Source organism: Rhodococcus aetherivorans, from assembly GCF_011058165.1.
GTDB lineage: Bacteria > Actinomycetota > Actinomycetes > Mycobacteriales > Mycobacteriaceae > Rhodococcus > Rhodococcus aetherivorans.
Genome location: NZ_JAALEG010000150.1, coordinates 1 through 7,091, shown reverse-complemented (window position 1 = coordinate 7,091; position 7,091 = coordinate 1). Strand labels below are relative to the sequence as shown.

The following is a 7,091-nucleotide window of genomic DNA, read 5'->3' as shown; positions in this document are numbered from 1 at the left end:
CGGTGGGCGCGTGCGCCGGGGTGGCGGTGTCCGTTGCTGCGGCGCATCCGGTCAGCAGCAGGGCCGCCGCGGCGAGTCCGGCGCTCCATCCCCGCCTGCGGTGGTTCGGGGACTGGCGGGACGGTGAGGCGAACACGCTGGGTACTCCTGGGGGCGGGATGCGGTACGGCGGCACCCTCCGCGGGGGAACGAAAGGGCGTCTCCCGGAGGTCGTACCGGACATCCCTTTCGTTACCAGAGGTAACAGCACAAGGTGATTACGATTTGTCCGTGGTCGGATACGGCAGACAACTCACGGCCCTCGCCATCGCGCTGTCCGGCCTCGCCGGATTCGTCGACGCGCTCGGCTTCATCACCCTCGGGGGCGTGTTCGTGTCGTTCATGAGCGGCAACTCCACGCGCATGAGCGTCGGCCTGGCCGACGGCGCCTGGGGCCAGGCGGCCCTCACCGCCGGCATCATCGGGCTCTTCCTCGTCGGTGTCGTCCTCGGCGGGGTGGTGGCGCAACTGTCCGACCGCAGCCGGCGCGCCCGCAAGACCGCCGTCCTCGCCGCGGTATCCGCGCTGCTGCTACTCGGTGCGCTCGCCCACACGGCGGGGTGGACGCCCGTCGCGGTGGTGGCGATGACCCTCGCCATGGGCGCGGAGAACTCGGTGTTCCAGCGCGACGGCGAGGTGAGCGTGGCCCTGACGTACATGACCGGGGCGCTCGTCAAGATCGGGCAGCGGCTCGCGGCCGCGCTGTTCGGCGGGCCCCGCTGGAGCTGGCTGCCGTACCTGGGCCTGTGGCTGGGCCTGGTGACCGGCGCCGTCGGCGGTGCCCTCGCGCATCGGGCGTTCGGACTGCACGCCCTGTGGGTCGCCACCGCGGTCGCCGTCGCACTCACCGTCGCGGTGCGGCACCTGCCGTACCGGCCGTGACGGAAGCCGGTTCCCCACGCAGGCAGCGATTGTCGGAGCCTGCGCCTACGCTCGTGGGCCATGAGGTGGTATGTGCCGAGCACTCCCAGCGCGGACCTCGCCGAGCACCTGGTGTGCGTGTGGTCGGCGGTCTCCGACGGGCAGAGTCACCTCCTCGTTCCGGACGGATGCGTCGACGTCCTGTGGATCGCCGGCGTCGGCATCCGCGTGTGCGGTCCGGAAACCTCCGCGTGGTCGTTCACCCTGCCGCCCGGCGTCGTCTCCGCCGGCGTGCGGTTCCGCCCCGGTCTCGCCTCGTTCGCCCTGCGCGCGTCGGCCGCGCAACTCCGCGATACCCGCGTCGGGTTGGACGACTTGATCGGCTCGGCCGGGGCCAGACCACTCGCCGACCGGCTCGACAACGCCCGGACCGCCCCCGAACGGCTCGAGGTGTTCCAATCCGCGGTGCGGCGCTGGCTCGCGCACGGCCTTGCCCCCGACCCGCTGATCGGGCACCTCCGGCAGGCACTGTCCGGGCACTCGTGGAGCGTCGGCACGCTCGCCGACACCGCCGCACTCACCGAGCGTCAGCTGCAGCGCCGCTGCAACGAGGCGTTCGGGTACGGCCCGGCCACGTTGCGATCGATTCTTCGCCTGCAACGGTTCATGGCCCTCGCCGACGCCGGTCCCGGGCGCGGACTGGCCGAACTCGCATCGGTCGCCGGCTACAGCGACCAGTCGCACCTGAACCGTGAGGCCCGCAGGATCTCCACCCTGACGCCCACCGCCCTGCTCGCCGGCGAGGCACCACGGTGGCACGGCCCGGGCTCGGCACTCGATGTCCGAAGTATCCAATCCCTCGGCGACCTCGGGGCGGAAGAATTCGCGGCATGACCGAGACCCTCGCCCCCGCCCGTCACTACCGCGAACTCGCGGCGAAGTTCACCACACGCGTCGAGGCCGTGCCGGCCGACCGGTGGGACGCGCCGTCGCCCTGCGAGGGCTGGACCGCCCGCGACGTGCTGCGGCACGTCGTCGACACGCAGCGGCAGATCGTCACCGTCGTCGGCCTGGAACTGCCCGCCTGCCCCTCGCCGGACACCGACCCGGCCGGCGCGTGGGCCGCCACCCGCGACGGCATGCAGGCGATCCTCGACGATCCGCAGCGCGCCGGCCTCGAGTACGACGGCCACTTCGGCCGCACCACCCTCGCCGCGACCGTCGCGCGGTTCTACAACTTCGACCTCGTCGTGCACGGCTGGGACATCGCCCGCGCCGCCGGCCTGGACGACTCCGTCGACGACGAGGATCTCGACTTCGTGGAGACGACGGCGCAGGCCCTGGGCGACTCGATCCGTATGGAGGGGGTCTGCGGGCCCGCCGTCGAGGTGCCCGCGGACGCCGACCGGCGGACCCGGGTGCTCGCGCACCTCGGCCGTCGCGCCTGATCGGCGGTGGCGTTGCGCCTGATCGGCGGTGGCGTTGCGCCTGATCGGCGGTGGCGTTGCGCCTGATCGGCGGTGGCGTCGCGCCTGATCAGCGGTGGCGTCGCGCCTGATCAGCGGTAGCGTCGGGGCATGCGCGCCCCGGGCTCCTGGCTTCCGGTGTCGTTGCTGGCTGTGGCCGCCCTCCTGTCCGGCCCCGCCGGGGCGGCACCGTCGGTGCCCGCGCCCGTCACGTCCGTCGGCATCCCGGCGACGGGACTGACCACCGACGTCCCGGCGACGTCCGCGACGATGTACGCGGGCGTGACCGACTCGGCGGACCCACCGCTCCCGCGCGACGTCGCCGAGAGCGGCGCCCCGGTGTCCGTCGGCGACAAGTTCGACGAATATCCCTATGTCCGTTACGAACTCGAATTCCCCGCCGGAACCGAGGCGGTGACGCTCCGGTGGCAGGGCCGCAGCGTCAACCTCGACGACCTCGCCCTGCACGTGCGCACGGGCCGATCGTGGGGCGAGCCGCGCGCCGTGGCCCGGCCCGCGGCGCCCGGCGGACCGATCGTGCTCGAGGCCCGGATCACCGGCGTCGCCGGCCGCGTGGAGATCCTGGTGATCGACGGGCCCCGTCGCGACCGGGGTTTCCGCGACGCCAACGCCGTACCGGACCAGGCGTTCGCCGATCCGGCGGACTACGACTTCGCTATCCAGCACCTCACCGACACCCAGTACCTCGCCCGCGACGACACCGCCGCCTTCCGGGCCATGACGACCTGGACGGCGCAGCAGGCCCGCGACCGGAAGATCGCGTACACCGTGCACACCGGGGACCTGATCCAGTCGTGGATCCGGCCGGGCGCCCCGGACGCCCGCGCCCGCGCGGAGTTCGAGGTCGCGTCGGAGGCGATGGGAATCCTCGAGGCGGCCGGGATGCCCTACGGGGTCCTGCCCGGCAACCACGACAACCTGTGGAACGTCGCGGGCCGGCTCGTGCCGGGCGAGCACGAACGCAACCACGCGCTGTACAACGAGTACTTCGGGCCGCAGCGGTTCCGGGACCGGCCGCAGTGGGGCGACTCGGTGACCGACACCGACAACTCGGCGCACTACGACCTGTTCGAGATCGCCGGCGCCCGGTTCCTCGTCCTCTACATCGGCTACAACCCGGCGGAGCACGTGATGCGCTGGGCCGAGCAGGTGCTGGCCGCCCATCCGGACCGCAACACGATCGTCGCCGCGCACTACTACCTGGACGAGGACGGGCGCCTACGGATGAGCGGATTCGGCGACATCGGCGGCAGTTCGGGCCAGCAGATCTGGAACCGGCTCGTCGTGCCGCACGAGTCGGTGTTCATGGTGCTGTCCGGGCACGTGGACGGGCAGACGACCGTGACCGACCGCCCGATCCCCGACAGCGACCGGCGCGTGGTCGAGATGCTCGCCGACTATCAGTACTTCCTCGTCGACGGTCGACGCGCGACGGCGTTCCAGCGGTTGCTGCAGTTCGATCTCGACGACGGCACGGTCGCCGTCACCACCCACTCCCCCGCGCTCGACAGCTTCCGGGTGGAGGACCACGACCCGCGGCGCCGCTACACGCCGGAGGACGGCGACTTCGTGGTGGACGTGCAACTGCGCGCCGGCGTGCCACGTGCGGTACTCCCCGGCTGAGTCCGGATCACCTTGCCGCCGAGACGAGTTCGCGGACGCGCGGCGCGACCTCCTGCGCGAATCGCTCGATGTCGGGGCGGGCATCGGTGCCGAGCACGAAGCCGCTGATGCCGTGGCGCAGGGTCAGCTCCGCGAGCTGCTCCGCCCACACGGCGGGCGGCCCGGCGAGGAACCCGCCGTCCGCACCGCCGTCGAATCGGCCGCTGATGTTGTAGAGCCGGCGGATCTCGCGCGGGTCCCGGCCGGCGTCCACAGCCGCCTCGTCGACCCTCCTCGACATCTCGGCGAGCCGGTCCGGCGAAGCGGCGAACGAGCTGGGCAGCCACCCGTCGGCGGCGCGTCCGGTGAGGGCGAGCATGCGGGGACCGTAGGCGCCGAGCCAGATTCCGATGTCGTGGGCGGGCGCCGGGCCGCGCTTGGCGCCGGCGAGACGGTAGTGGGTGCCGTCGACGCGGGCGCCACCCCGGCGGTCGGCCCACAGCTCCCGGATGACGGTGATCGCCTCCTCCAGCGCGTCGACGGCTTCGCCCGTGGTGCGGTGCGGTCCGCCGTTCGCGGCGATCGCGTCCCAGTAGGCGCCCGCGCCGAGGCCCAGCTCCACGCGTCCGCCGCTGAGGCGGTCGAGGGAGGCCGCGCTGCGCGCGAGGATCGCCGGGCCGCGCAGCGGCAGGTTCGCCACGTTCGGCGCCACGAGTACCCGCGTCGTCCGCGCGGCGACCCAGGTCAGCAGGGTCCAGGCGTCGAGGAAACGGGCCTGGTACGGGTGGTCCTGGAAGGTGACCAGGTCCAGGCCGGCGCGTTCGGAGGCGACCGCGAGGTCGACGACCGCGGCAGGGTTCTCGGCGGCCGGCGTGAGGAAGCTGCCGAAGAGGAGCTTCCGGCCGTACTCGGGCATGGCGTCCTCCCGGTGGTGAGCCGACCGCTTCATCGTGCTGCATCCGGACGGCCGTGGGAAGTTTGCCGCCACCGTCACGGGGAATGCGGGATAATCGGTCACATTCGATCCTCCGGAGGTTCCCGTGCGACTGAGCAACGTTCCGCTCCGGCTGGCCACCGGTGCTTTCATCCTCAATTCCGGGCTGGGCAAGCGCGATCTCCCGCCCGAGGCCGCCGCAGGGCTGCAGGACATGGCGAGCAAGGCGCTCCCCCGGCTCGGGAAGATGCGGCCGGAGACGTTCGGCCAGGCCCTGTCGACCGCCGAGATCGGCGTCGGCACCCTGCTGCTGGCGCCCGTCGTCTCCCCCGTCGTGGCCGGCGCCGCGCTGACCGCGTTCAGTTCGGGTCTGCTCGCGATGTACTGGCGGATGCCCGGCATGCACGAGGGCGGATCGTTCCGCCCGACCCAGCAGGGCACGCCGATCGCCAAGGACGTCTGGCTCCTCGGGGCGGGCCTGTCCCTGATCATCAGCGGGGTGAGCAGGACCTGACCGAGCGGGACCGCGGCGGTGCAGGTCCGGCAGGTGTGCCTCTGTCTCACCGTGCCACGGGTGAGCGCTCCGCCGGAGGTTCAACGCGGCGCACCAGGGGGTAACGCCGAATCATGAACACACGACGTACAACCTTGATCGCAGGCGTGTCCCTGACCGCACTCGTCGCCGCCGGATGCGGCGGCGACGACGCCTCGACGGACAACCAGGCCACCGTCGAGACGCCTCCCGCGTCTTCGGAAACGACGACCACCGGCATGCCCACCCCCCTGCCCGGCACGGATGGAGTGGCCTTCCAGCTGCCCGGGGAAGGTGGTGGCGACGACAACGCCTACACCTACGACGAAGCCGCCGTCCCGGTGGGGTCGACCGTGACCGTCGAATCCGAAGAGGAAGACGGCCGCACGACGGTCACGCTCAACGCAACCGGTCTTGCGCCCACCCGCGACTTCGGCGTGCACGTACACACGCAGCCGTGCGGGCCACAACCGTCGGATGCGGGGCCGCACTATCAGAACAACGTGGACCCCGCGGCCACCCCGCAATCTCCGTCGACGGATCCGGCCTACGCGAACCCCCGGAACGAGATCTGGCTCGACATCACCACCGACGGCGACGGCAACGCCCAGACGTCGACGACCGTCGACTGGGCGGTCCGCGACGGCGAGGCCGCATCCGTGGTACTCCACGCGCAGCGCACCAGGACCGGTCCCGGCGAGGCCGGCATGGCCGGTGATCGCCTGGCCTGCATCGACGAGGACTTCTGACGAACGCCGGCGGTCCTGGAACCGCCCGGCCGCACGCGGCACCGCAGGTGGTGCAGCGACGGTCGCCGACACCGCCCCGAGGTGCGGGGTCGATGCCCCATACCGACGTATGGAGATGCGCGCAGGTACGGTGCATCCATGCGCGCGCGCCCCTATGCCACCACCAGCCCCACGCGTCTCGCCGCGGCCCTGCTCGAGGTCGCGGCGCGGATCGGGCTCGACGGCGCCAGCGTGCGCGAGGTGGCCAGCCATGCAGGTGTATCGATCGGCGCCGTGCAGCACCACTTCCCTACCAAGGACGAGATGCTCGCCTACTCGTTCCGCTCGCTCGCCGAACGGGTGCTGACGCGGCTGAGCACCGTCGACCCCGACATCGATCCGGCGCGCACCCTGTTCGCGGCGCTGAGCCAGCTGCTGCCGCTCGACGACCAGCGCACCGCCGAGGCGCATGTGATGGCGGCATTCACCGTGCGGGCCGCGACGTCGCCGTCGTTGAGCACGATCCGGCACACGACGCTGTTCACGATGCGCACCGCGGTCTCCGCCGTCCTGATCCGGATGGGCACCGCGGAGCCCGAGACCCGGGCGGCGCTCCTGCTGGCCGCGGTCAACGGCCTGGCCCTCGACGCCGTCGCCAGCCCGGAGCTGTATCCGCCGGAGTACCTCACCCACGCGCTGCACACCCAGATCCAGCTGTCGCTCGACGGCGCCGACGCCCACTGATCGCCTTCGAAATGCCTGTGGCCGAATGTCACACGCGTTCGATCTGGGCTGACTCAGGTGGTCCATGCGACACGCTCCCTGACCAGGGGAGATGTCAGTGGGTCGAGCAGCACGAGAGGCGAAGAAGGCTAGGTTCTTCGCCATGCGCATGACGAAGGTGTCGA

General features: G+C 72.0%; 8 protein-coding genes. 7 read left to right on the top strand and 1 reads right to left on the bottom strand.

Annotated features, from left to right (window positions below; translation table 11 throughout):
• Window positions 1-270: 270 nt before the first annotated feature.
• The 4 genes from G6039_RS29335 (at window position 271) to G6039_RS29320 (ending at window position 4,010) form a co-directional block, all read left to right on the top strand.
• Window positions 271-921: a YoaK family protein gene (locus G6039_RS29335; protein WP_029547091.1), complete on the top strand. Its 651-nt coding sequence runs from the start codon at window positions 271-273 to the stop codon at window positions 919-921.
• A gap of 60 nt (window positions 922-981) precedes the next feature.
• A complete protein-coding gene (locus G6039_RS29330) occupies window positions 982-1,794 on the top strand; it encodes a helix-turn-helix domain-containing protein (RefSeq protein WP_174824754.1) in 813 nt (270 codons plus the stop codon).
• Window positions 1,791-2,348 carry a TIGR03086 family metal-binding protein gene (locus G6039_RS29325; RefSeq protein WP_029547089.1) on the top strand — a complete coding sequence of 186 codons (558 nt, stop codon included), beginning with the start codon at window positions 1,791-1,793 and terminating at the stop codon, window positions 2,346-2,348. The genes G6039_RS29330 and G6039_RS29325 overlap by 4 nt, the downstream gene beginning before the upstream one ends.
• A gap of 129 nt (window positions 2,349-2,477) precedes the next feature.
• Window positions 2,478-4,010: a metallophosphoesterase gene (locus G6039_RS29320; protein ID WP_029547088.1), complete on the top strand. Its 1,533-nt coding sequence runs from the start codon at window positions 2,478-2,480 to the stop codon at window positions 4,008-4,010.
• 7 nt (window positions 4,011-4,017) lie between these two features.
• Here the strand turns inward: G6039_RS29320 and G6039_RS29315 are convergent, their stop codons facing one another.
• The gene (locus tag G6039_RS29315; RefSeq protein WP_029547087.1) at window positions 4,018-4,905 is read right to left on the bottom strand and encodes an LLM class flavin-dependent oxidoreductase; all 888 of its coding nucleotides are present in this window, start codon (window positions 4,903-4,905) and stop codon (window positions 4,018-4,020) included.
• 124 nt (window positions 4,906-5,029) lie between these two features.
• On the opposite strand from G6039_RS29315, the gene G6039_RS29310 reads away from it, so the two are divergent.
• The 3 genes from G6039_RS29310 (at window position 5,030) to G6039_RS29300 (ending at window position 6,927) form a co-directional block, all read left to right on the top strand.
• Window positions 5,030-5,437: a hypothetical protein gene (locus G6039_RS29310; protein ID WP_006943069.1), complete on the top strand. Its 408-nt coding sequence runs from the start codon at window positions 5,030-5,032 to the stop codon at window positions 5,435-5,437.
• Between the two features lie 113 nt (window positions 5,438-5,550).
• Complete coding sequence (locus tag G6039_RS29305) at window positions 5,551-6,204, top strand: superoxide dismutase family protein (protein ID WP_029547086.1); 654 nt, start codon at window positions 5,551-5,553, stop codon at window positions 6,202-6,204.
• Window positions 6,205-6,342: 138 nt separating this feature from the next.
• Window positions 6,343-6,927, top strand: a complete 585-nt coding sequence (locus G6039_RS29300) for a TetR/AcrR family transcriptional regulator (RefSeq protein ID WP_029547085.1) — start codon at window positions 6,343-6,345, stop codon at window positions 6,925-6,927.
• The last annotated feature ends 164 nt before the right edge of the window (window positions 6,928-7,091 follow it).

What these genes read in the sequence shown, in the direction of transcription:
- G6039_RS29330 (WP_174824754.1), top strand. Translation starts at nt 982, where the DNA reads ATGAGGTGGTATGTGCCGAGCACTCCCAGCGCGGACCTCGCCGAGCAC.
- G6039_RS29325 (WP_029547089.1), top strand. Translation starts at nt 1,791, where the DNA reads ATGACCGAGACCCTCGCCCCCGCCCGTCACTACCGCGAACTCGCGGCG.
- G6039_RS29320 (WP_029547088.1), top strand. Translation starts at nt 2,478, where the DNA reads ATGCGCGCCCCGGGCTCCTGGCTTCCGGTGTCGTTGCTGGCTGTGGCC.
- G6039_RS29315 (WP_029547087.1), bottom strand. Translation starts at nt 4,905, where the DNA reads ATGCCCGAGTACGGCCGGAAGCTCCTCTTCGGCAGCTTCCTCACGCCG.
- G6039_RS29305 (WP_029547086.1), top strand. Translation starts at nt 5,551, where the DNA reads ATGAACACACGACGTACAACCTTGATCGCAGGCGTGTCCCTGACCGCA.
- G6039_RS29300 (WP_029547085.1), top strand. Translation starts at nt 6,343, where the DNA reads ATGCGCGCGCGCCCCTATGCCACCACCAGCCCCACGCGTCTCGCCGCG.